This is a genomic window from Polynucleobacter sp. 35-46-11, from assembly GCF_002281105.1.
On record NZ_NCFJ01000652.1, the window covers coordinates 1 to 1,241 of the forward strand.

At 45.1% G+C, this 1,241-nt stretch carries 3 protein-coding genes; 2 read left to right on the plus strand and 1 reads right to left on the minus strand.

The annotated features are described in order from the left end of the window. A partial coding sequence (locus B7Y67_RS18475) for an OmpW family outer membrane protein (protein ID WP_293599885.1) occupies nucleotides 1–250 on the plus strand: 250 nt, incomplete at its 5' end. A 52-nt stretch (nucleotides 251–302) separates the two neighbouring features. Here B7Y67_RS18475 and B7Y67_RS18480 read toward each other — a convergent pair. After that, nucleotides 303–905: an ATP-binding protein gene (locus B7Y67_RS18480; protein WP_293599886.1), complete on the minus strand. Its 603-nt coding sequence runs from the start codon at nucleotides 903–905 to the stop codon at nucleotides 303–305. A 101-nt stretch (nucleotides 906–1,006) separates the two neighbouring features. Between B7Y67_RS18480 and B7Y67_RS18485 the strand changes: the two genes are divergently transcribed. Then, nucleotides 1,007–1,241, plus strand: a 235-nt coding sequence (locus tag B7Y67_RS18485) for an ATP-binding cassette domain-containing protein (protein ID WP_293599887.1), incomplete at its 3' end; no start/stop codon positions are given.

Here is a 1,241-nt window from a genome sequence, read left to right on the forward strand (position 1 = left end):
CTACACTATTTTCGGTAATCGTCAAAACTTCTACGGTGGTGGAGCTGGTTTGCAAATTGAACCTTCCAGCGTTGGTTTTGTTGGTCAGGTCGGCATGGATTACATGCTTGATAAAAACTGGGGCCTGAACTTGGATGTGAAATATGCAACGATGGCAACTAATGTTCAAGCTGTTTCAGGTGGTGCAAACTTGGGTAAGCTGACATTGAACCCATGGATGCCAGCTGTTGGTGTGACATACAAGTTCTAAGAATTCAGTTCTTAGAACTTGATATAGAGCCCCTGAGGGGCTCTATTTTTTGCTACTCGAATTCGCTTAAGTACTCGATTAGCTTATTAAACTTATTTTGGTCAAAGTGAAGATTATCAAAGCGTTTGATAGATTCATGGGTAGGAGGTTCGACTCTGCGCTTAATATATTCCTTCCAATGCACAAGCTTCCATTCATCTCTGGGGTCGGCGCGATTTTCCATGCGACGCTTAGCTTCATTCTCATCTAGATCAATCCACGCAATCCGAATGCTTGTCTCCCTAGGAATGCCCAATCCTTCTGGATCAAACATCCTGCCGCTTTGGATCTCGCTAGAAAAAGGGCCAACGAGAATGACATTGACTCCCAGCTGGAGGTTTTCTTTGGCAATTGCAATGAGGCCCGCATACTCCCAATCTCGGAGATGTTTTAAGTAATAAGGGCTATCACGATCATTCGGATTATTGGTGGTGAGCTCCATGATGTGGGAGCTAAATGCGCCGTAGGCGGTATCTTTGTCTAAAAAGAAAAAGTCCTCCCCTGTTTTTTCCACAATGAGCGGCAATGCTTTTTTAGCTAGAGTGGATTTTCCAGTACCAGCATGGCCTGCAAAGAGGATCAAGCGTGGGGCGGAAGGGGATAGTTTGCAGGTCATTAATCTCTGAGTTTGGCTGAAAAGCGTGTGTAAATTCTACTTCTTGATCCCGTGCTTACTAGAAAAGTCAGCACTTTTGATGAAGTGACGATAATGTCGCCATGGCTTTAATCGTACTCACTGATGCAAAACTGGCTTTTGGCCACGTTGATCTCCTCGCAAACACTGCTTTTTCCCTTGAATCAGGGGAGCGGGTTGGCTTAATTGGCCGCAATGGCACTGGTAAATCTTCGCTACTGAAGATTCTCGCCGGCATTGAAAAAATGGATGATGGGCTCTTGCAGTATCAGCAAGGTCTACGGATTGCCTATGTGCCTCAGGAACCCATTTTTGAAG

What these genes read in the sequence shown, in the direction of transcription:
- B7Y67_RS18480 (WP_293599886.1), bottom strand. Translation starts at nt 905, where the DNA reads ATGACCTGCAAACTATCCCCTTCCGCCCCACGCTTGATCCTCTTTGCA.